The following is a 19747-nucleotide window of genomic DNA, read 5'->3' on the forward strand; positions in this document are numbered from 1 at the left end:
CTTGTATTAACAAGAGCGCCCTTGTTCAGTTTTCACAAAGCGTGACCGGCCCTGGAATCCTGAGAAGCGCCGAGATGGGTATAACATCGGCAGGTTTGCAGACTAGAAATGCGGGTTGCGGGAATCAAATGCGCGCCAGAACGGCTGCGCTGAATTAGCGGAAAACGATGGTTCATTATCTCGTATCACCTCCACGGCCGCCTCTGCTGAAACGGACCACAAGCCAAAGCTAAAAGTTCACTGCTTAACCCGGCTGGAAGTGGCGACACGATGAGTTCATCGAGCGCTTTTTTGTATGAGCCGCGCGCCGCGTTTTATACCGAGAACAGGGGTAAAAAGCAAAAGATAAATGTGCGTGTTGCCAGGGCCGTCAGGAATTATTGCCAGCCGTAATTTCAACTGAGTGAGAGGTTAGTCAAAAAAAACTGGAAATCGGGTGAAGAAGTGACCTAAAATAGACGTCCAGATGTTAATCCATCTATACTGATTAACACTCATACTGCCAGTGTCAAAAACCTGCAGGCCTTGGTAGAATTATCTCCTTTGGCTAATCCACACAGCAGCTTGAGCTAACCAAATTCCTCTTAGGTGAAATAAAACATGGCAAAACACCTGTTTACGTCCGAGTCCGTATCAGAAGGACATCCTGATAAAATTGCTGACCAAATCTCCGATGCAGTGCTGGACGCGATCCTGACCCAGGATCCTAAAGCGCGCGTAGCGTGTGAAACCTATGTCAAAACAGGCATGGTTCTGGTTGGCGGTGAGATCACCACCAGCGCATGGGTTGATATCGAAGAGATCACCCGTAACACGGTGCGTGAGATCGGCTATGTGCATTCTGATATGGGCTTTGATGCCAACTCCTGTGCGGTACTGAGCGCAATTGGTAAACAGTCTCCAGACATCAACCAAGGCGTTGATCGCGCCGATCCACTGGAACAGGGTGCGGGCGACCAGGGCCTGATGTTCGGCTATGCAACCAACGAAACCGACGTGCTGATGCCAGCACCTGTGACCTACGCACACCGTCTGGTGCAGCGTCAGGCTGAAGTGCGTAAAAACGGCACCCTGCCGTGGCTGCGCCCGGATGCAAAAAGCCAGGTGACCTTCCAGTATGACGACGGCAAAATCGTCGGGATTGACGCGGTGGTTCTGTCTACCCAGCATTCCGAAGATATCGATCAGAAATCCCTGCAAGAAGCAGTGATGGAAGAGATCATCAAGCCGGTTCTGCCGACCGAATGGCTGAGCTCTGCAACCAAATTCTTCATCAACCCAACCGGACGCTTTGTTATCGGCGGCCCAATGGGTGACTGCGGTCTGACCGGTCGTAAAATCATCGTTGATACCTACGGCGGCATGGCGCGTCACGGTGGCGGTGCGTTCTCTGGTAAAGATCCATCAAAAGTTGACCGCTCTGCGGCGTATGCTGCACGTTATGTTGCGAAAAACATCGTTGCTGCAGGTCTGGCCGATCGTTGCGAGATTCAGGTGTCCTACGCTATTGGCGTCGCTGAACCAACCTCCATCATGGTTGAAACCTTCGGTACTGAGAAAGTCCCTTCAGAACAGCTGACGCTGCTGGTGCGCGAGTTCTTCGACCTGCGTCCATACGGCCTGATCCAGATGCTGGATCTGCTGCACCCAATCTACAAAGAAACCGCGGCATACGGTCACTTTGGTCGTGAACATTTCCCATGGGAAAAAACCGACAAAGCCGCTCTGCTGCGTGAAGCTGCCGGTCTGAAATAATCGACTGACAGTTGTTGTTTAAAAGGCCAGCCTTCGTGCTGGCCTTTTGCATTTTAGAGATAATGGTATCGATTACACCACACTGGATATGCCCCGATTTCAGAAAAATCTCTTTGCATGATCGCCTTTCTTCTGCTGTTACATCTCATTTCAGTTAAGTCTGAAATGTCGTCTTTCGCGATGCACCTCACCAAATTTTCCTCTATATTTTCAAAGCGTTAATTTTATTGACGGTTACAAGCTAGTGTAACCGATTACACCATTGTGATTTATCTCACATATTTTTGCGGGTCGCTCACCTAACCTTAATATCAATAAAACTGATAACCCAACTGGAGGGCATAATGCCTGACAATAAAAAACAGGGGCGTACGTCCAACAAGGCGATGACTTTCTTCGTCTGCTTCCTCGCAGCCCTGGCAGGATTACTCTTTGGCCTGGATATCGGCGTGATTGCCGGCGCGCTCCCCTTCATCACCGATGAGTTTCAAATAAGTGCCCACACTCAGGAATGGGTGGTGAGCTCCATGATGTTCGGTGCAGCGGTTGGTGCGGTTGGCAGCGGCTGGCTCTCGTTCAAACTGGGCCGTAAAAAAAGCCTGATGATCGGCGCTATTCTGTTTGTGGCCGGTTCACTGTTCTCGGCGGCGGCGCCAAACGTAGAGGTGCTGTTGGTCTCCCGCGTGCTGCTGGGTCTCGCCGTGGGCGTTGCCTCTTATACCGCCCCGCTTTACCTGTCAGAAATCGCCCCTGAGAAAATCCGTGGCAGTATGATTTCCATGTACCAGCTGATGATCACCATCGGTATTTTGGGGGCCTACCTTTCCGATACCGCATTTAGCTACAGCGGCGCATGGCGCTGGATGCTCGGCGTGATCATCATCCCGGCAATTCTGTTGCTGATTGGTGTTTTCTTCCTGCCGGACAGCCCGCGCTGGTTTGCCGCCAAACGCCGCTTCGTTGATGCAGAACGCGTGCTGCTGCGCCTGCGTGATACCAGCGCAGAAGCGAAAAACGAGCTGGAAGAGATCCGCGAAAGCCTGAAGGTGAAACAGTCCGGCTGGGCGCTGTTTAAAGAGAACAGTAACTTCCGTCGCGCCGTATTCCTGGGCGTGTTATTGCAAGTGATGCAGCAGTTCACCGGGATGAACGTCATCATGTACTACGCGCCAAAAATCTTTGAACTGGCGGGTTACACCAACACCACCGAGCAGATGTGGGGTACCGTCATCGTGGGTCTGACCAACGTGCTGGCGACCTTTATCGCCATCGGCCTGGTTGATCGCTGGGGACGTAAGCCAACGCTGACGCTGGGCTTCCTGGTGATGGCGGCCGGTATGGGCGTCCTCGGTACAATGATGCATGTGGGTATTCACTCACCAACAGCCCAGTACTTCGCGGTAGGTATGCTGCTGATGTTTATCGTCGGGTTTGCGATGAGTGCCGGCCCGCTGATCTGGGTGCTGTGCTCCGAAATTCAGCCACTGAAAGGGCGTGATTTTGGTATCACCTGCTCAACTGCGACCAACTGGGTGGCAAACATGATTGTCGGCGCAACCTTCCTGACAATGCTCAACAGTCTGGGGAATGCCAACACATTCTGGATTTACTCCGGTCTGAACCTGTTCTTTATTGTTCTGACTATCTGGCTGGTTCCAGAAACCAAACACGTTTCGCTGGAACATATAGAACGTAACCTGATGAAAGGTCGTCCGCTGCGCGAAATCGGCGCCCACGACTAATCCCCTCACGGGGAGGCGCCCCTTGCACCTCCCCGCTTCGCGTTTTATGCTCTGCCCCTATGAAAGCACCCCGTCTCCCCATTGCCATCCAGCAAGCCGTTATGCGCAGCCTGCGGGAAAAACTCGCCCAGGCGAACCTGAAGCTCGGCCGCAATTATCCTGAACCCAAACTCGTCTACCAGCAGCGTGGAACCGCAGCGGGCACAGCGTGGCTGGAGTCTTACGAGATCCACCTTAACCCGGTGTTAATGATGGAAAACCAGCAGGCGTTTATCGAGGAAGTGGTTCCGCACGAGCTGGCCCATCTTCTGGTGTGGAAACAATTTGGCCGCGTCGCGCCCCACGGAAAAGAGTGGAAATGGATGATGGAAGCCGTGCTCGGTGTTCCGGCTCGCAGAACCCATCAGTTCGAGCTGGAATCAGTACGCCGCAATACCTTCCCTTACCGCTGCCAGTGTCAGCAGCATCAGCTCACCGTTCGCCGTCACAATCGCGTGGTGCGCGGCGAGGCAACCTACCGCTGCGTCAAATGCGGCGAGCCGCTGATCGCGGAATAATCAGCTGAACTTTCAGGAACTTTCCTGATCTGACTGATTGCATACAGGAACAACATTCGTTACGTTGCGGGCTCGTTTTGACACGGAGTGTAAGATGTCCCGTAATTTCTCTCTCGCGGTCGCTTTTCTGGCGACGGCATTCTCAGGCCATGTGCTGGCCGATGGTATCAACAGTTTCTCTCAGGCTAAAGCGGCCGGTGTAAAGGTCAACGCTGACGTGCCAGGCGATTTCTACTGCGGCTGTAAAATTAACTGGCAGGGTAAAAAAGGGATCGTTGACCTGGAGTCCTGCGGCTATAAAGTGCGTAAAAACGAGAATCGCGCCAGCCGCATCGAATGGGAACATGTGGTGCCGGCATGGCAGTTTGGCCACCAGCGTCAGTGCTGGCAGGATGGCGGACGTAAAAACTGCGCCAGCGACCCGGTTTATCGCCAGATGGAAAGCGATATGCATAACCTGCAACCCGCCGTGGGTGAAGTGAACGGCGACCGCGGCAATTTTATGTACAGCCAGTGGAACGGTGGCGAAGGCCAGTACGGACAGTGCGGTATGAAGGTTGATTTCAAAGAGAAAGTCGCCGAGCCCCCAGCCCGCGCGCGCGGCAGTATCGCCCGCACCTACTTCTATATGCGTGACCGTTACGACCTCAACCTTTCACGCCAGCAAACCCTGCTGTTCAATGCATGGGATAAGCAATACCCGGTAACGGAGTGGGAATGCCAGCGTGATGAGCGTATCGCTAAAGTCCAGGGGAATCATAACCCTTATGTCCAGCGGGCTTGCCAGGCGCAAAAGAGCTAACCTACACTAGCGGCAATTCGCTTACATCGCATGACTAATGGAATTTCTGACTATGCGCATCCCTCGCATCTACCACCCTGAACTGATTACCGCAGGCCGCGAAATCGCACTGTCTGATGAAGCCGCCAACCATGTTGGCCGCGTGCTGCGCATGGGTGCTGGCCAGGCCATACAGCTATTTGACGGCTCTAATCAGGTTTTCGACGCCGAAATCACACGCGCGGATAAGAAAAGTGTCCACGTAAATGTGCTGCGTGGCGAAGTGGATGACCGTGAATCGCCGCTGCATATTCATTTAGGCCAGGTAATGTCGCGCGGTGAAAAGATGGAATTTACCATCCAGAAATCGATTGAACTGGGTGTAAGCCTCATTACGCCACTTTTTTCTGAGCGCTGTGGCGTTAAACTGGATGCGGAACGTCTGAACAAAAAGATCCAGCAGTGGCAGAAAATCGCTATTGCGGCCTGTGAACAGAGTGGCCGCAACCGTATTCCGGAGATCCGCCCGGCGATGGATCTGGAGGACTGGTGTGCAGAAGAGGACAGTGGGCTGAAGCTCAATCTTCATCCGCGCGCCAGCGCCAGCATCAATACGCTGCCGCTGCCCGTTGAGCGCGTACGCCTGTTGATTGGCCCGGAAGGTGGCCTGTCGGCCGACGAAATTGCGATGACGGCACGTTACCAGTTTACTGATATTCTGTTGGGACCTCGCGTTCTGCGCACTGAGACAACGGCACTCACGGCCATTACCGCGCTACAGGTACGGTTTGGCGATCTGGGTTGAAGCATTAACGGAGAAGAACATGATCAAGCTCGGCATCGTGATGGACCCCATCGCAAACATCAATATCAAGAAAGATTCCAGCTTCGCAATGCTGCTGGAAGCGCAGCGTCGTGGCTATGAACTCCACTACATGGAGATGAACGATCTTTACCTGATCAACGGTGAAGCCCGCGCGCGCACCCGTATCGTTAACGTCGAGCAGAACTACGACAAATGGTATGAATTCGGCACCGAGCAGGATATTGCGCTTGCCGATCTGAACGTCATCCTGATGCGTAAAGATCCGCCGTTCGACACCGAATACATCTACTGCACCTACATTCTTGAGCGTGCCGAAGAGAAAGGCACTCTGATCGTCAACAAACCGCAGAGCCTGCGCGACTGTAACGAGAAGCTCTACACCGCCTGGTTCTCTGACCTGACGCCGGAAACCCTGGTGACCCGCAGCAAGGCGCAGCTGAAGGAATTCTGGCAGAAGCACGGCGATATCATCATGAAACCGCTGGATGGGATGGGTGGTGCGTCAATCTTCCGCGTGAAAGAAAGCGACCCGAATATTGGTGTGATTGCTGAAACACTGACTGAACTCGGCACCCGTTACTGCATGGCACAGAACTACCTTCCGGCCATTAAAGATGGGGATAAACGTGTTCTGGTCGTGGATGGCGAACCGGTTCCTTACTGCCTTGCACGTATTCCGCAGGGTGGAGAAACCCGTGGCAACCTGGCGGCAGGTGGCCGCGGCGAGCCGCGTCCGTTGACAGAAAGCGACTGGGAAATTGCCCGCCGTGTCGGCCCGACGCTTAAAGCCAAAGGTCTGATTTTTGTGGGTCTGGATATCATTGGCGACCGCCTGACCGAAGTGAACGTTACCAGCCCGACCTGCATTCGTGAAATCGAAGCGGAATTCCCGATTTCGATTACCGGAATGCTGATGGACGCGATCGAGAAACGTATCCAGAAATAACTTACTAATACTATTAGTGACAGCCCCACAGTTTGTCCGCATACTGGGTGCTGTCGCTTTTTAAACCAGGAAACAGTACCTCTGACAATGAATTTACAGCATCACTTTCTTATTGCCATGCCTGCTCTCCAGGATCCGATTTTTCGCCGCGCCGTGGTTTATATTTGCGAATACAACGAAGACGGTGCGATGGGTATCATCATCAACAAACCGCTGGAAAACCTCCAGGTTGAGGGGATTCTGGAAAAGCTGAAAATTTCGGCTGAAGCCCGCCTGCCGGAAATCCGGCTTGATAAACCGGTGATGCTGGGCGGACCGCTTGCAGAAGATCGTGGTTTTATCCTGCACACGCCGCCTGAGTTCTCTTCCAGTATTCGAATCTCTGATAATACCGTCATCACAACCTCACGCGACGTGCTCGAAACGCTGGGAACTGCAGAGCAGCCTTCTGAAGTACTGGTGGCGCTGGGCTACTCGTCATGGGAAAAAGGTCAGCTTGAGCAAGAGCTTCTCGATAACGCCTGGCTTACGGCACCTGCGGACATGAATATCCTGTTTAAAACCCCTATCGCCGATCGCTGGCGTGAGGCGGCGAAACTGATTGGCATTGATATTCTGACCATGCCTGGCGTAGCGGGGCACGCCTGATGAGCGGAACACTTCTGGCTTTCGATTTTGGTACGAAAAGCATCGGTGTCGCCGTGGGTCAGCGCATCACGGGTACTGCCCGTCCGCTAACGGCTCTGAAGGCCAACGACGGCACGCCTGACTGGAATCTGATTGAGCGTCTGCTCAAAGAGTGGCAGCCGGATGATGTTATCGTTGGACTACCGCTGAATATGGATGGTACAGAGCAGCCACTGACCGCCAGAGCGCGGAAGTTTGCCAATAAAATCCATGGCCGCTTTGGCGTCTCCGTGAAGCTTCACGACGAGCGTCTTAGCACTGTCGAAGCGCGTGCGGGTCTGTTTGAGCACGGGGGTTTCCGGGCGCTCAACAAAGGCAGCGTAGACTCTGCTTCTGCCGTCATCATTCTCGAAAGCTATTTCGAACAGGGCTACTGAGCACAGGGAGCCTGAAGTCGCCCCTGTGCCCGCCTCTCTGCCAGGCTCTGGTCAAAGTTCTGCATCCCCATTTGTTGACCGGTTTGAATGATGCCGGGCAGTTGCCATGTTTTTCCTTCACGAATGAGATTCGCCGCGGCAGCGGTATTCACCAGTAGCTCATACAGCGCCACGCGACCGCCCTGTAGATCGGGGAGTAGCTTTTGCGCCAGCACCGCCCGCAGGCTGCTGGCCAGTTGATTACGCACCGGATCTTTTTCCTGAGCCGGGAACGTATCGACCAGCCGTTCAATCGCCTGGGATGCACCGCGCGTATGCAATGTTGCCAGCACCAGATGCCCGGTTTCAGCCGCCGTCAGCGCCAGGCGGATCGTTTCGCTGTCGCGCAGTTCCCCCAGCAGAATAATGTCAGGATCCTCGCGTAACGCGCTACGTAGCGCCTCGGCGAATGACGGACTGTGCTGGCCAATTTCTCGTTGCTGTATCAGGCAGCGTTCACTCTGGTACATAAACTCCACCGGATCTTCGAGCGTCAGGATATGGCCGTCAGTATTGCGGTTGAGAAAATCGACCATCGCCGCCAGCGTGGTGGATTTGCCGCTGCCGGTTGCCCCCGTGACCAGAATCAATCCGTTGTCGTTCGTTAGCAGTTCCGGCACAGCCCGTGGTACCCCCAGCGAAGAGAGTTGCGGACAGCTTCGCGGCAACAACCGTAGCGTCACAGAGACCCCCTTCATCTGTTTAAAGGCACTGCCGCGCAAACGCTGGCCTCCGGCAATGGTTACGGCAAAATCCACCTGCCCGTTTGCCCACCAGGCTCCTTGCTGCTCATCGTTGAGCCACGCTTTTAGCAATGACTCGACATCAGGGGGCGGAAACGGTGCCGGTTCAAGACGGCCTAATCTGCGCCATCGGGGTGGTGAATCACTGCACAGGTGTAGATCGGAGACGTTATGCTTTACACTAAGGGCCACAATTTCTTCCACATCCATAGACTACTCCTCGGAAAATGAACGACATTGCGCATAACCTGGCACAGGTCCGGGACAAAATCTCAGCTGCAGCAACACGTTGCGGCCGTGCTTCAGAAGAAATTACGTTACTTGCAGTCAGCAAAACTAAGCCTGCGAGCGCCATCGCAGAAGCAATTGATGCTGGCCAGCGGGCGTTTGGCGAAAACTATGTGCAGGAAGGCGTGGATAAAATTCGCGACTTCCAGGAACAGGGGGTTACGGATCTGCAATGGCACTTTATTGGGCCACTGCAGTCAAACAAAAGCCGACTGGTCGCGGAACACTTCGACTGGTGTCATACCATAGACCGTCTGCGCATCGCTACCCGCCTGAACGAGCAGCGTCCGGCTGAAATGCCCGCTCTTAATGTGCTGATTCAGGTCAACATCAGTGACGAAAACAGCAAGTCCGGCATTACTCTGGACGAACTGGATGCGCTGGCGGCTGAAGTCGCCGCATTGCCGCGTTTAACCCTGCGTGGGCTGATGGCAATACCGGCGCCTGAGTCAAGTTATGAAAGGCAGTTTGCCGTGGCACAGCAAATGGCTGTAGCATTTGAGTCGCTTAAATCGCGCTATCAAACGGTAGACACGCTTTCTCTGGGCATGTCGGATGATATGGAAGCCGCCATCGCGGCAGGCAGCACTATGGTGCGCATCGGTACGGCAATTTTCGGTGCGCGCGACTACTCAAAATAATAAGGAAACCTGAGGAACGCCATGAAGACGTTGACTTTCCTGCTCTCAACGGTCATTGAGCTGTATACGATGGCGCTTTTGCTGCGCGTCTGGATGCAGTGGGCCCGTGTTGATTTTTACAACCCATTCTCGCAGTTTGTCGTGAAAATCACGCAGCCTGTTGTCGGACCGCTGCGTCGTATTATCCCGGCAATGGGTCCCATCGACAGCGCTTCTGTGCTGGTGGCGTTTATTCTGAGCATTATCAAAGCGATTGTGCTGTTTATGGTCATCACCTTCCAGCCGATTATCTGGATTGCAGCGGTATTGATTCTGATTAAAACCGTCGGTCTGCTGATCTTCTGGGTGCTGCTGGTCATGGCAATCATGAGCTGGGTGAGCCAGGGTCGTAGCCCGGTGGAGTACGCGCTGATGCAACTGGCAGAACCTCTGCTGCGCCCGATCCGTAACCTGCTTCCGTCTATGGGCGGCATCGATTTTTCCCCAATGATCCTGGTTCTGCTGCTCTACGTGATCAACATGGGCATCGCAGAGCTGTTACAGTCCACGGGCGATATGCTGCTGCCGGGGCTGTGGATGGCGCTATGAGCGCAGTAAGCACCTGCGCTGACGGGCTGGTTTTGCGGCTGTATATTCAGCCGAAAGCCAGCCGCGACAGTATTGTTGGACTGCATGGCGACGAGTTAAAAGTCGCCATCACTGCCCCACCCGTTGACGGCCAGGCGAACGCGCATTTGACCAAATATCTGGCAAAACAGTTTCGCGTGGCGAAAAGCCAGGTCATCATCGAAAAAGGCGAACTTGGGCGGCATAAACAGGTAAAAATCCTCAACCCGCAATCTATCCCGACGGAAGTCGCGGCTCTGACAGAACAGGACTAAACCATGCAGAAAGTTGTTCTCGCGACCGGTAATGCCGGTAAAGTACGCGAGCTGGCCTCGCTATTAAATGATTTTGGGCTGGATGTGGTTGCCCAGACCGAACTCGGTGTTGATTCCGCCGAAGAGACAGGCCTGACGTTTATCGAAAACGCGATCCTGAAAGCGCGCCATGCCTCGCAGATAACGGGCCTGCCCGCAATTGCCGATGATTCCGGTCTTGCCGTGGATTTTCTCGGTGGCGCGCCGGGGATCTACTCCGCGCGCTATTCTGGCGTAGATGCAACCGACCAGCAGAATCTGGAAAAGCTGCTTGTTGCACTGAAAGATGTGCCTGCCGAACAGCGTACCGCGCAGTTCCACTGTGTGCTGGTGTATATGCGTCATGCGGAAGACCCAACCCCCATCGTCTGCCACGGTAGCTGGCCGGGTGTGATTACCCGTGAAGCAGCAGGCAATGGCGGCTTTGGTTATGACCCGATTTTCTTTGTCCCGTCTGAGGGTAAAACCGCGGCGGAACTGACCCGTGAAGAGAAAAGCGCGATATCCCACCGTGGACGCGCACTGAAACTGTTACTGGAAGCGTTACGTAATGGCTAATTTGCCACCTCTGAGTCTTTATATTCACATCCCGTGGTGCGTGCAGAAATGTCCGTACTGCGATTTCAACTCGCACGCGCTGAAAGGTGAAGTGCCGCACGATGACTACGTTGCACATCTGCTGGCCGACCTGGATACCGATGTACCTTACGCACAGGGACGTGAAGTTAAGACCATTTTTATTGGTGGCGGTACACCGAGCCTGCTGTCAGGTCCGGCGATGCAAACGCTGCTGGACGGCGTGCGTGCTCGCCTGAACCTGGCAGCTGATGCTGAAATCACGATGGAAGCCAACCCCGGCACTGTTGAGGCTGACCGTTTTGTCGATTATCAACGTGCGGGCGTTAACCGTATCTCCATCGGCGTGCAGAGCTTTAGCGAACCGAAGTTAAAACGTCTGGGGCGCATTCACGGCCCGGAAGAGGCGAAGCGTGCGGCAAAGCTGGCGACAGGCCTGGGCCTGCGCAGCTTTAACCTTGATTTGATGCACGGCCTGCCGGACCAGTCGCTGGACGAGGCGCTGGACGATTTACGCCAGGCGATTGAGCTGAACCCACCGCACCTGTCGTGGTACCAGCTCACCATTGAGCCGAACACGCTGTTTGGTTCCCGCCCGCCGGTACTGCCGGATGACGACGCGCTGTGGGATATCTTCGAGCAGGGCCATCAGCTTCTGACCGCTGCGGGCTACCAGCAGTATGAAACGTCCGCGTACGCGAAGCCGGGCTACCAGTGTCAGCACAACCTGAACTACTGGCGTTTCGGTGATTACCTGGGGATTGGCTGCGGCGCTCACGGTAAAGTGACGTTCCCGGACGGGCGTATTCTGCGCACGGCCAAGACTCGCCACCCGCGTGGGTATATGGAAGGCCGCTACCTGGAGCGTCAGCATGACGTCGAGGCGGCGGATAAGCCGTTTGAGTTCTTTATGAACCGCTTCCGTCTGCTGGAAGCCGCGCCACGTAAAGAGTTCGAACTCTACACCGGCCTGCCGGAAGCGGTGATTCGTCCGCAGATTGACGAAGCGCTGGCGCAGGGGTATCTGACCGAGTGTGATGAATACTGGCAAATCACTGAGCACGGCAAACTGTTCTTAAACTCTCTTCTTGAGCTGTTCCTCGCTGAAGATCCCTGAAGGCTGATTCAGGATTTTGCATCCCGTTCTGCCAGCTGAGGGAAAGGCTGGCAGAGTGTGGGGGTGGAAAAATCAAAACAACTGCGTAAACAAATGACGCCCGAAGAATTACGCCTCTGGTATTTGCTTCGAGGTCGTCGTTTCTTTGGATATAAGTTTCGCCGCCAGATGCCGATTGGCGCGTATATCGTGGATTTTGCCTGTTTTAAGGCAAAGCTGATTATCGAGCTGGACGGTGGACAGCATCAGAACCAAGAGGCCTACGATCAGCGACGGACTGCGTATTTGAAAACTAACGGATGGGAGGTTGCGCGGTTCTGGAATAATGAATTTCGCGTTAACGAAGAAGAAGTGTTAAATATCATTCTTCAACGACTGCAATGCCTGATGCCCTCACCCTAACCCTCTCCCACAGGGAGAGGGAACTCTTACTCCCTCTCCCTGTGGGAGAGGGCCGGGGTGAGGGGCCCAGCGCGCAGAGATCCTACTTCAACGTCCCCACCAGCGCCTTCCGACTATCTTCCAGCGACACCACGCGTTTACACACGTCTTTGCCGAACTGCTGGAAATCATCTTCCTGGTTCTTCCACTCGTTCTGAATTGAGGTCTGCAGGCCGCCCAGACTGCCCAGCACGCCCTGAAGCGGGTTACCGCCGCCCTTCAGCACCGCTTTAGCACCCATCTCGTTGATACTGTCCTGCAGAATGCCGCCCATCGCCTGGTTCACCAGTTGCTGCCCGTCAGCACGGACCTGATCAATCGCTTTGTAGTGGAACGTCAGGCCATCGGTGCGATGCTCAATAATACGGTTCATTTGCTCTTTCAGCTGTTTATCGAGCTTTGTCAGGCGGGAGCGCATATTACTGCTCTCACCCACTTCTTTGGTAATGATCTTGTCCAGCGCAACGCGACTTTTCTCAACGCGTGTCAGAGCGCCCTGGTCAATCCACGGAAGCGCGGTACGCAAATCGGACTGGTAGTCTTTCGCCTGCTCACGCTGCGCGGCAGTCAGGTTGTACACCTTGCCATTAAACGTCACGTTACCATCCGGCGTAATCACCAGATCGCCATTTTCGCCTTTGACCTGAACGGTTTGCGGGCTTAACACCACGTCATCACGCGGGGTGACGCTACATTTGTAATCCGCATGGGCGGTGAATCCGGTTGCCATCAAAGCAACAGCCAGCAACGTTTTGCGCATCTTAAACACTCCCTCAGACAAAATGGGCCAGCTAATGCTGGCCCTTGACTTCTTAATTAGTCCCACCAAACGTCGAAAAGTTCGCTGACGCGGACATCTTCCAGTTTGTGGTCCTCAAGCCATTTGCGTACCAGAGCCTGATGTTCTTCGGTGCATTTACCCACTTCCTGGGTGCAGATCAGACCTTCCCATGCCAGGTAGCCGCTACCGTCGAAGGCCAGTTTGTTAGGTTCGATCACGTCATTGATGAACGCATCTACGTCCTGATCGATCTGTTCTACACTGGTGCCTTCCGGGAAACGCCACGCAACGGAGAAACCCACTTCCTGGAATTCTTCGATGTGCATTTTTTTACGCAGACGACGGCTACGATTCTTTGCCATTATTTCACCCTCTCGAACATTAAGTCCCATACACCGTGGCCAAGACGATGGCCACGCTGTTCAAATTTCGTTACCGGACGCGAATCCGGACGCGGTACATAGTCATTGCTTTCAGACTGGTTTTTATACCCGTCCAGCGAAGACATTACTTCCAGCATATGTTCCGCATAAGGTTCCCAGTCGGTCGCCATGTGGAAGACACCGCCCAGTTTTAACTTACTTTTCAGCAGCTCTGCAAACGGAGCCTGAACGATACGGCGTTTATTATGACGTGCTTTGTGCCATGGGTCAGGGAAAAAGAGCTGAACCATGTTCAAAGAATTGTCAGGAATCATTTTGTGCAGCACTTCCACCGCGTCGTGACACATCACGCGCAGGTTCTCAACGCCCTCTTCATGAGCCGTTGCCAGGCATGCACCTACGCCAGGCGAGTGTACTTCAATGCCGAGGAAGTTCTGCTCAGGGCGGGCTTTGGCCATGGCCACCAGCGAGGTCCCCATACCAAAACCAATCTCAAGCGTCACAGGCGCTTCGCGGCCAAACAGCTCGGCAAAATCGACAGGCTGTTCTGTGAACTCAACGCCCATCACCGGCCAGTAGTTGTCCAGCGCATGTTGCTGCCCTTTAGTCAGGCGACCCTGACGGCGGACAAAGCTGCGAATACGGCGCAGCGGGCGACCGTTTTCATCAAATTCCGGTGAAATGACGTCGTTTTTCATAAAAGAGTTGTCTGCTTGTGAGAATGTTCGGGAAACGGGCATTATCCAAAGTTAAGGCTTCTATGCAAGCATGGGAAAGATCCGGTTTACAGCAGATTGACGCTGTGCTGCAATCTGCGTCCCTGATTATGCGAATCGATGACCATGCAAGCCTCTCAATTTTCAGCCCAGGTGCTGGACTGGTACGACAAATACGGGCGTAAAACCCTGCCCTGGCAAATTGAAAAAACGCCTTACAAAGTATGGCTCTCCGAGGTGATGTTGCAACAAACGCAGGTCGCCACGGTGATTCCTTATTTTGAGCGTTTTATGGCGCGTTTCCCGACAGTGACCGATCTGGCCAATGCGCCGCTGGACGAAGTGCTACACCTGTGGACGGGGCTTGGCTATTACGCCCGCGCACGCAACCTTCACAAGGCCGCACAGCAGGTCGCGACGCGCCACAACGGACAATTCCCGGAAACCTTCGACGAGGTGGCAGATTTGCCTGGCGTCGGACGTTCAACCGCAGGTGCCATTCTCTCGTTGTCACTCGGCAAACATTTCCCGATCCTCGACGGCAACGTAAAACGCGTACTGGCACGCTGCTATGCCGTCGATGGCTGGCCAGGGAAGAAAGACGTTGAAAAACGGCTCTGGGAGATCAGTGAAGACGTGACCCCAGCCAAAGGCGTTGAGCGTTTTAACCAGGCGATGATGGATCTCGGCGCAATGGTCTGCACGCGCTCGAAACCGAAATGCGAACTCTGCCCGGTCAATAATCTCTGCGTGGCGTATGCCAACCATTCATGGGCGCAGTATCCGGGCAAGAAACCTAAGCAGACGCTGCCGGAGCGCACGGGCTATATGTTGTTGATGCAACACGGCGACGAAGTCTTCCTCGCCCAGCGTCCACCGAGCGGTTTGTGGGGTGGTCTGTACTGTTTCCCACAGTTTGAAGATGAAGATTTGCTGCGCGAATGGCTTAAAAAGCGCGGGATTGCTGCCGATAATCTGACGCAACTGACCGCGTTTCGCCACACCTTTAGCCATTTCCATCTGGATATTGTTCCGATGTGGCTTCCCGTGTCCTCATTCACCTCATGCATGGATGAAGGCACTGCTCTCTGGTATAACTTAGCGCAACCGCCATCAGTCGGGCTGGCGGCTCCCGTGGAGCGCCTGTTACAGCAATTACGTGCCGGTGCAATGGTTTAGCATCGGCTAAAAAAGAGGAATGAGTATGGCCAGAACGATTTTTTGTACTTTCCTGCAGCGTGACGCTGAAGGCCAGGACTTCCAGCTTTATCCGGGCGATCTGGGTAAGCGCATTTATAACGAAATCTCCAAAGAAGCCTGGGGACAGTGGCAGAAAAAACAGACCATGCTGATCAACGAGAAAAAACTCAGCATGATGAACCCGGAACACCGCAAGCTGCTGGAGCAGGAGATGGTGAGCTTCCTGTTTGAAGGCAAAGACGTACACATCGAAGGCTATACGCCGCCGGAAAAATAACAGCGCGCGGGGATGCCCCCGCCGTTAAAGCAAACACAACACGCACTCCCGGAATGATGAAAAAACTTTTAGCGCTAGCCCTTGTTGCGCCGTTGCTTGTCTCGTGTTCGTCAAAAAAAGGCGAAGAATACAACGAAGCCTGGATCAAGGACACCAACGGTTTTGACATTTTGATGGGGCAGTTTGCCCACAACATCGAGAATATATGGGGATTTAACGAAGTTCTTATTGCCGGACCTAAGGACTACGTTAAGTACACCGACGCTTATCTGACCCGTAGCCACATCAACTTTGATGAAGGTACGATCACGATAGAGACCATCGCAGGTACGGATCCGGCGGCACGGTTAAGGCAGGCAATTATCAAAACCCTGCTGATGGGTGACGATCCAGGCTCTATCGATCTCTACTCCGATGCCGACGATATTACGATCTCGAAAGAGCCGTTCCTGTACGGTCAGGTGGTCGATCAGACCGGACAGCCAATCCGCTGGGAAGGTCGCGCCACAAAATTTGCTGACTATCTGCTGCAGACCCGTCTGAAAAGCCGCTCAAACGGCCTGAAGATTATCTACAGCATCACCATCAACCTCGTCCCGAACCACCTCGACAAGCGTGCGCATAAGTACCTGGGAATGGTGCGTCAGGCCTCACGTAAATATGGTGTGGATGAGTCGCTGATCCTGGCGATCATGCAAACGGAATCTTCTTTTAACCCATACGCGGTAAGTCGTTCCGATGCTCTGGGGCTGATGCAGGTTGTGCAACACAGCGCCGGTAAAGATGTCTTCCGTGCTCAGGGGAAATCCGGCACACCAAGCCGCGGTTATCTGTTCGACCCACAGAGCAACATTGATACCGGTACGGCTTACCTGGCCATGCTCAACAATGTGTACCTGGGCGGAATTGATAACCCGACGTCACGTCGTTATGCGGTGATTACTGCGTATAACGGTGGTGCGGGCAGCGTGTTGCGCGTGTTCTCGAATGACAAGGTTCAAGCCGCAAACATCATCAACAGCATGGCGCCGGGGGATGTCTACTCAACCCTCACCACTCGCCACCCGTCTGCGGAATCCCGCCGCTATCTGTATAAGGTGAATACGGCACAGAAAAACTACCGCCGCCGTTGATCAACACACCTTCTCCTAAACGGAGAAGGTGTTCTGTTTCCCCCACCCATACGAAAATGTTATTTGCATCACAATCCAAACTGCAAATTAATGTGGATTGCATTTTTTTGCGGGAGGTAACAAAACATATCGTTGCCAACTGATAGAATTGCATCAAATAACAACCCTGAATGTTCCCAAAACAACATATCTCCCGCTCACTTGTGAGGAAAGTAACATGAACCTTAAGCTGCAGCTTAAAATATTGTCGTTTCTGCAGTTCTGCCTGTGGGGTAGCTGGCTGACTACGCTCGGCTCCTATATGTTTGTGACGCTCAAGTTCGATGGCGCGTCAATCGGTGCCGTATACAGCTCGCTCGGTATTGCGGCTGTTTTCATGCCAACGCTGCTGGGTATCGTGGCGGATAAGTGGTTAAGTGCGAAATGGCTGTACATGCTTTGCCATCTGGTAGGCGCGGGGACGCTGTTTATGGCAGCCCAGGTAACCACGCCGGGGGCGATGTTCATGGTGATCCTGCTTAACTCGCTGGCCTACATGCCAACGCTTGGGCTGATCAACACCATCTCCTACTACCGCCTGAAATCCAATGATATGGATATCGTGACCGATTTCCCGCCAATCCGTATCTGGGGCACCATCGGCTTTATTATGGCGATGTGGGGCGTGAGCTTCGCAGGCTTCGAACTGAGCCATATGCAGCTCTATATCGGTGCAGCGCTCTCCGTGGTGCTGGCGATCTTCACCCTGACGCTGCCGCATATTCCGGTCTCAAACCAGCAGAAAAACCAGAGCTGGAGTACCATGCTCGGCCTGGACGCGTTCGCGCTGTTCAAAAACAAACGCATGGCGATCTTCTTTATCTTCTCCATGCTGCTGGGAGCTGAGCTGCAGATCACCAACATGTTTGGCAACACCTTCCTGCACAGCTTCGATAACAACCCGCTGTTCTCTGGCAGCTTTATCGTTGAACATGCGTCAGTGATGATGTCCATCTCTCAGATCTCTGAGACGCTGTTCATCCTGACCATCCCGTTCTTCCTGAGCCGCTACGGCATCAAGAACGTGATGCTTATCAGTATCGCGGCGTGGATGTTGCGCTTCGGTCTGTTCGCCTATGGCGACCCAAGCCCGTTCGGTACCGTGCTGCTGGTTCTGTCGATGATTGTTTACGGCTGTGCCTTCGACTTCTTCAACATCTCCGGTTCGGTGTTTGTGGAAAAAGAGGTGAAGCCCGAAATCCGCGCCAGTGCGCAGGGCATGTTCCTGATGATGACCAACGGCTTCGGCTGTATTCTGGGCGGTGTGGTGAGCGGTAAAGTGGTTGAGATGTATACCACTAACGGCATCACCAACTGGCAGCCAGTGTGGCTCATCTTCGCAGCATATTCGCTGGTGCTGTTCTTCGCGTTTATCGCGCTGTTCAAGTACAAGCACGTCCGCGAAGCGCACGGCGCGCAGCCTATCGCGCATTAATCGTTATCCCCTCTCCTTTCAGGAGAGGGGTAATTTTGACAACACCCAACCCACCGACAACAAATCCGCGCTACCGCCAGGACTCAGATTGCGTTCAATCAATGCCTTATCCATTCTAAGCAACGCCTCACGATCCCAGCCGTTCACCAGTAATTCGTGCGCATATCCCTGCGCATAGCGCAGCCCCTCAATGCCACCGCGTGACACCAGATTACTGTCCTGATTGACTGCCATCAGGCGTAACAGCAGGCCGTGAAGTGAATGCCCGTTCCATTGCGCCAGCGCCTTACGCACCGTAGCAAAGCCGCTTTCTGCCTCACCGCGCGCGCCGGTTAAACCGTACTGCTGAAACTGACGCTCTCCCGCCGTCGCCTGTCCGCTGCGGGCGACCAGCTCCCGCGACACCATCCCACTGCAGATGTTACTTACCTCACAGCAGAGGCTTTCTGGGGAGACATTTTTCACACGTCCGGCGGCATAGCACAGTAAACCCAGGGCAAAAATTCCGCCTTTGTGCGTGTTCACTCCGTTCGTCGCGGCATACATCGCCTGTTCGCAGGCCATTCCCATAGGGCGAATAATCCGTAGCTGTTCATCTGCGGGCCTATCTGCATGCGCGTTGCCGAGTTCAGCAAAGCGCGAAAACCACGGCGTAATCGCCGCAATACTGCGGACAAACAGCGCGTGGTCCATATCGCGATGGGAACCGTTATTGAGTTTGTCCACCAGCCCCGGCTTGGGCGTCAGTTCCAGCTCCTGCCACAACGCCGCTTCGGCAAGCGCAGGCACGTCAGCCCGGCGCGGTTTAGTCGCGAGCAAACCAGTCATCGATCATCTTCTCCACGCGAGAAACCACCTGTTCAACGGGATGGTTACGCGAACGGGAACAGGCGTGGGCCGGTTCATCGCAAATCAGACAGCGCCTGAGATTGGTTCCCAGCGACTGGCGCCCAACATGGCCGTGCTGAGGGCAGATCACGTCCAGATCCCACAGCCTGCCGAGCGGGTGCGTTTGCTCCAGCTCCGCACAGTGCGCTTTGATTTCCACCGCCGGATGGGCCACACACCAAAGCGCTTCGGGCCCGGTTGGCAACCACAGCACCTGGCGGTCGAGCACCTGCCAGTGGTTTTCCCACAGCAGTTGATCGCACATCTGTAATGCCACGCCCATGGTATTGCGATAGCGCAGGCTGTCTTTGATTTCTCCTGGCGTAACCAACGTGAGGGAAATCACCGGTTGTTGATAGTGCGTAAGCCAGTCAGCCTGACGCGCTGCGCGGCACTCTTTCGCCGCCAGCAGTTCGTCCAGGCTGACACCCGCCCGCACGGGTGTCGCTAAAGTCATAA

At 54.2% G+C, this 19747-nt stretch carries 24 protein-coding genes and 1 pseudogene; 19 read left to right on the forward strand and 6 right to left on the reverse strand.

The features are described from left to right. Positions 1 to 74: 74 nt before the first annotated feature. The 9 genes and pseudogenes from LCD46_18620 to ruvX all read left to right on the forward strand — a co-directional run bounded on the left by LCD46_18620 (position 75) and on the right by ruvX (position 7671). Positions 75 to 233 (forward strand): annotated as a pseudogene (locus tag LCD46_18620) (hypothetical protein). Between the two features lie 367 nt (positions 234 to 600). Then, positions 601 to 1755 carry a methionine adenosyltransferase gene (metK, locus tag LCD46_18625; protein ID UOY70044.1) on the forward strand — a complete coding sequence of 385 codons (1155 nt, stop codon included), beginning with the start codon at positions 601 to 603 and terminating at the stop codon, positions 1753 to 1755. A gap of 344 nt (positions 1756 to 2099) precedes the next feature. Next, positions 2100 to 3497 carry a galactose/proton symporter gene (galP, locus tag LCD46_18630; protein ID UOY70045.1) on the forward strand — a complete coding sequence of 466 codons (1398 nt, stop codon included), beginning with the start codon at positions 2100 to 2102 and terminating at the stop codon, positions 3495 to 3497. 59 nt (positions 3498 to 3556) lie between these two features. Beyond that, positions 3557 to 4054, forward strand: coding sequence for a SprT family zinc-dependent metalloprotease (locus LCD46_18635; GenBank protein UOY70046.1), 498 nt, complete (start codon positions 3557 to 3559; stop codon positions 4052 to 4054). Between the two features lie 94 nt (positions 4055 to 4148). Next, positions 4149 to 4856: a deoxyribonuclease I gene (gene endA / locus LCD46_18640; GenBank protein UOY70047.1), complete on the forward strand. Its 708-nt coding sequence runs from the start codon at positions 4149 to 4151 to the stop codon at positions 4854 to 4856. Between the two features lie 52 nt (positions 4857 to 4908). Further along, positions 4909 to 5640: a 16S rRNA (uracil(1498)-N(3))-methyltransferase gene (rsmE, locus tag LCD46_18645; GenBank protein UOY70048.1), complete on the forward strand. Its 732-nt coding sequence runs from the start codon at positions 4909 to 4911 to the stop codon at positions 5638 to 5640. A 19-nt stretch (positions 5641 to 5659) separates the two neighbouring features. Beyond that, complete coding sequence (gshB, locus tag LCD46_18650; protein ID UOY70049.1) at positions 5660 to 6607, forward strand: glutathione synthase; 948 nt, start codon at positions 5660 to 5662, stop codon at positions 6605 to 6607. 87 nt (positions 6608 to 6694) lie between these two features. Beyond that, positions 6695 to 7255 (forward strand): YqgE/AlgH family protein, encoded by a 561-nt coding sequence (locus LCD46_18655; GenBank protein UOY70050.1) that lies wholly within the window; start codon positions 6695 to 6697, stop codon positions 7253 to 7255. Continuing rightward, complete coding sequence (ruvX, locus tag LCD46_18660) at positions 7255 to 7671, forward strand: Holliday junction resolvase RuvX (protein ID UOY70051.1); 417 nt, start codon at positions 7255 to 7257, stop codon at positions 7669 to 7671. The genes LCD46_18655 and ruvX overlap by 1 nt, the downstream gene beginning before the upstream one ends. Here the strand turns inward: ruvX and LCD46_18665 are convergent. Continuing rightward, complete coding sequence (locus tag LCD46_18665; GenBank protein ID UOY70052.1) at positions 7665 to 8663, reverse strand: type IV pilus twitching motility protein PilT; 999 nt, start codon at positions 8661 to 8663, stop codon at positions 7665 to 7667. The genes ruvX and LCD46_18665 overlap by 7 nt on opposite strands. A 17-nt stretch (positions 8664 to 8680) precedes the next feature. On the opposite strand from LCD46_18665, the gene LCD46_18670 reads away from it, so the two are divergent. The 6 genes from LCD46_18670 to LCD46_18695 all read left to right on the forward strand — a co-directional run bounded on the left by LCD46_18670 (position 8681) and on the right by LCD46_18695 (position 12397). Next, positions 8681 to 9382, forward strand: coding sequence for a YggS family pyridoxal phosphate-dependent enzyme (locus LCD46_18670; protein ID UOY70053.1), 702 nt, complete (start codon positions 8681 to 8683; stop codon positions 9380 to 9382). A gap of 21 nt (positions 9383 to 9403) precedes the next feature. Continuing rightward, positions 9404 to 9970, forward strand: a complete 567-nt coding sequence (locus LCD46_18675) for a YggT family protein (GenBank protein ID UOY70054.1) — start codon at positions 9404 to 9406, stop codon at positions 9968 to 9970. After that, complete coding sequence (gene yggU / locus LCD46_18680) at positions 9967 to 10263, forward strand: DUF167 family protein YggU (protein UOY70055.1); 297 nt, start codon at positions 9967 to 9969, stop codon at positions 10261 to 10263. Before LCD46_18675 ends, yggU begins: the two co-directional genes overlap by 4 nt. A gap of 3 nt (positions 10264 to 10266) precedes the next feature. Further along, a complete protein-coding gene (locus LCD46_18685; GenBank protein UOY70056.1) occupies positions 10267 to 10860 on the forward strand; it encodes an XTP/dITP diphosphatase in 594 nt (197 codons plus the stop codon). After that, positions 10853 to 11995: a radical SAM family heme chaperone HemW gene (gene hemW / locus LCD46_18690; GenBank protein ID UOY70057.1), complete on the forward strand. Its 1143-nt coding sequence runs from the start codon at positions 10853 to 10855 to the stop codon at positions 11993 to 11995. The genes LCD46_18685 and hemW overlap by 8 nt, the downstream gene beginning before the upstream one ends. A gap of 63 nt (positions 11996 to 12058) precedes the next feature. Beyond that, positions 12059 to 12397, forward strand: a complete 339-nt coding sequence (locus LCD46_18695) for an endonuclease domain-containing protein (protein UOY70058.1) — start codon at positions 12059 to 12061, stop codon at positions 12395 to 12397. 82 nt (positions 12398 to 12479) lie between these two features. Here the strand turns inward: LCD46_18695 and LCD46_18700 are convergent, their stop codons facing one another. From LCD46_18700 to trmB, 3 genes are read right to left on the reverse strand one after another with little or no spacing between them, the layout of a single operon-like run. After that, positions 12480 to 13196 (reverse strand): DUF2884 domain-containing protein, encoded by a 717-nt coding sequence (locus LCD46_18700; protein UOY70059.1) that lies wholly within the window; start codon positions 13194 to 13196, stop codon positions 12480 to 12482. A gap of 56 nt (positions 13197 to 13252) precedes the next feature. After that, a complete protein-coding gene (locus LCD46_18705) occupies positions 13253 to 13579 on the reverse strand; it encodes a YggL family protein (protein ID UOY70060.1) in 327 nt (108 codons plus the stop codon). Continuing rightward, positions 13579 to 14298, reverse strand: coding sequence for a tRNA (guanosine(46)-N7)-methyltransferase TrmB (gene trmB, locus LCD46_18710; protein ID UOY70061.1), 720 nt, complete (start codon positions 14296 to 14298; stop codon positions 13579 to 13581). The genes LCD46_18705 and trmB overlap by 1 nt, the downstream gene beginning before the upstream one ends. 144 nt (positions 14299 to 14442) lie before the next feature. Here trmB and mutY point away from each other — a divergent pair, with 144 nt between their 5' ends. From mutY to LCD46_18730, 4 genes are all read left to right on the forward strand, one after another. Further along, positions 14443 to 15495, forward strand: coding sequence for an A/G-specific adenine glycosylase (mutY, locus tag LCD46_18715; protein UOY70062.1), 1053 nt, complete (start codon positions 14443 to 14445; stop codon positions 15493 to 15495). A gap of 25 nt (positions 15496 to 15520) precedes the next feature. Beyond that, a complete protein-coding gene (locus tag LCD46_18720) occupies positions 15521 to 15793 on the forward strand; it encodes an oxidative damage protection protein (protein ID UOY70063.1) in 273 nt (90 codons plus the stop codon). A gap of 56 nt (positions 15794 to 15849) precedes the next feature. Continuing rightward, positions 15850 to 16926, forward strand: coding sequence for a membrane-bound lytic murein transglycosylase MltC (mltC, locus tag LCD46_18725; GenBank protein UOY73003.1), 1077 nt, complete (start codon positions 15850 to 15852; stop codon positions 16924 to 16926). Positions 16927 to 17143: 217 nt separating this feature from the next. Next, on the forward strand, positions 17144 to 18400 hold the full coding sequence (locus tag LCD46_18730) for a nucleoside permease (GenBank protein UOY70064.1): 1257 nt from the start codon (positions 17144 to 17146) through the stop codon (positions 18398 to 18400). Between the two features lie 18 nt (positions 18401 to 18418). Here LCD46_18730 and citG read toward each other — a convergent pair whose 3' ends face one another. Both citG and citX read right to left on the reverse strand, forming a co-directional pair. After that, the gene (citG, locus tag LCD46_18735; GenBank protein UOY70065.1) at positions 18419 to 19228 is read right to left on the reverse strand and encodes a triphosphoribosyl-dephospho-CoA synthase CitG; all 810 of its coding nucleotides are present in this window, start codon (positions 19226 to 19228) and stop codon (positions 18419 to 18421) included. Continuing rightward, positions 19206 to 19745 carry a citrate lyase holo-[acyl-carrier protein] synthase gene (gene citX, locus LCD46_18740; protein ID UOY70066.1) on the reverse strand — a complete coding sequence of 180 codons (540 nt, stop codon included), beginning with the start codon at positions 19743 to 19745 and terminating at the stop codon, positions 19206 to 19208. Before citX ends, citG begins: the two co-directional genes overlap by 23 nt. Positions 19746 to 19747: the final 2 nt, after the last annotated feature.

It is taken from the genome of Enterobacter ludwigii, from assembly GCA_023023105.1.
GTDB classification, from domain to species: Bacteria; Pseudomonadota; Gammaproteobacteria; order Enterobacterales; family Enterobacteriaceae; genus Enterobacter; species Enterobacter adelaidei.

Bases quoted from the DNA above. Each gene is read 5' to 3' on its own strand.
- hemW (UOY70057.1), top strand. From the start codon at position 10,853: ATGGCTAATTTGCCACCTCTGAGTCTTTATATTCACATCCCGTGGTGC.
- endA (UOY70047.1), top strand. From the start codon at position 4,149: ATGTCCCGTAATTTCTCTCTCGCGGTCGCTTTTCTGGCGACGGCATTC.
- mutY (UOY70062.1), top strand. From the start codon at position 14,443: ATGCAAGCCTCTCAATTTTCAGCCCAGGTGCTGGACTGGTACGACAAA.
- LCD46_18635 (UOY70046.1), top strand. From the start codon at position 3,557: ATGAAAGCACCCCGTCTCCCCATTGCCATCCAGCAAGCCGTTATGCGC.
- citX (UOY70066.1), bottom strand. From the start codon at position 19,745: ATGACTTTAGCGACACCCGTGCGGGCGGGTGTCAGCCTGGACGAACTG.
- LCD46_18655 (UOY70050.1), top strand. From the start codon at position 6,695: ATGAATTTACAGCATCACTTTCTTATTGCCATGCCTGCTCTCCAGGAT.
- LCD46_18675 (UOY70054.1), top strand. From the start codon at position 9,404: ATGAAGACGTTGACTTTCCTGCTCTCAACGGTCATTGAGCTGTATACG.
- metK (UOY70044.1), top strand. From the start codon at position 601: ATGGCAAAACACCTGTTTACGTCCGAGTCCGTATCAGAAGGACATCCT.
- LCD46_18685 (UOY70056.1), top strand. From the start codon at position 10,267: ATGCAGAAAGTTGTTCTCGCGACCGGTAATGCCGGTAAAGTACGCGAG.
- LCD46_18730 (UOY70064.1), top strand. From the start codon at position 17,144: ATGAACCTTAAGCTGCAGCTTAAAATATTGTCGTTTCTGCAGTTCTGC.
- LCD46_18700 (UOY70059.1), bottom strand. From the start codon at position 13,196: ATGCGCAAAACGTTGCTGGCTGTTGCTTTGATGGCAACCGGATTCACC.
- ruvX (UOY70051.1), top strand. From the start codon at position 7,255: ATGAGCGGAACACTTCTGGCTTTCGATTTTGGTACGAAAAGCATCGGT.
- galP (UOY70045.1), top strand. From the start codon at position 2,100: ATGCCTGACAATAAAAAACAGGGGCGTACGTCCAACAAGGCGATGACT.
- LCD46_18665 (UOY70052.1), bottom strand. From the start codon at position 8,663: ATGGATGTGGAAGAAATTGTGGCCCTTAGTGTAAAGCATAACGTCTCC.
- LCD46_18670 (UOY70053.1), top strand. From the start codon at position 8,681: ATGAACGACATTGCGCATAACCTGGCACAGGTCCGGGACAAAATCTCA.
- mltC (UOY73003.1), top strand. From the start codon at position 15,850: ATGAAAAAACTTTTAGCGCTAGCCCTTGTTGCGCCGTTGCTTGTCTCG.
- LCD46_18720 (UOY70063.1), top strand. From the start codon at position 15,521: ATGGCCAGAACGATTTTTTGTACTTTCCTGCAGCGTGACGCTGAAGGC.
- rsmE (UOY70048.1), top strand. From the start codon at position 4,909: ATGCGCATCCCTCGCATCTACCACCCTGAACTGATTACCGCAGGCCGC.
- gshB (UOY70049.1), top strand. From the start codon at position 5,660: ATGATCAAGCTCGGCATCGTGATGGACCCCATCGCAAACATCAATATC.
- citG (UOY70065.1), bottom strand. From the start codon at position 19,228: ATGACTGGTTTGCTCGCGACTAAACCGCGCCGGGCTGACGTGCCTGCG.
- trmB (UOY70061.1), bottom strand. From the start codon at position 14,298: ATGAAAAACGACGTCATTTCACCGGAATTTGATGAAAACGGTCGCCCG.
- yggU (UOY70055.1), top strand. From the start codon at position 9,967: ATGAGCGCAGTAAGCACCTGCGCTGACGGGCTGGTTTTGCGGCTGTAT.
- LCD46_18705 (UOY70060.1), bottom strand. From the start codon at position 13,579: ATGGCAAAGAATCGTAGCCGTCGTCTGCGTAAAAAAATGCACATCGAA.